Source organism: Providencia sp. UF-183 (assembly GCF_058246155.1).
In genome coordinates, this window is record NZ_JBSICD010000087.1 from 1 (window position 1) to 292 (window position 292).

At 47.6% G+C, this 292-nt stretch carries 1 tRNA gene; it reads right to left on the reverse strand.

Annotated elements, in window-relative coordinates:
• Positions 1 to 74, reverse strand: a tRNA-Arg gene (locus tag AC4IFT_RS22470).
• Positions 75 to 292: the final 218 nt, after the last annotated feature.

The following is a 292-nucleotide window of genomic DNA, read 5'->3' on the forward strand; positions in this document are numbered from 1 at the left end:
TGCATCCGGGAGGATTCGAACCTCCGACCGCTCGGTTCGTAGCCGAGTACTCTATCCAGCTGAGCTACGGATGCATATTTACTGCAAGACGTGCTTCTCTCTCAAACTTCTTATCAACATCTACTTCTGTAAATCAATTTCATCGTTACTGCACTATTTTGATTACTCGCTAAGTAGAATCAAAATAAAACCCCACAAGGTATTCCTCTAGGGTTGAGATGGTGCATCCGGGAGGATTCGAACCTCCGACCGCTCGGTTCGTAGCCGAGTACTCTATCCAGCTGAGCTACGG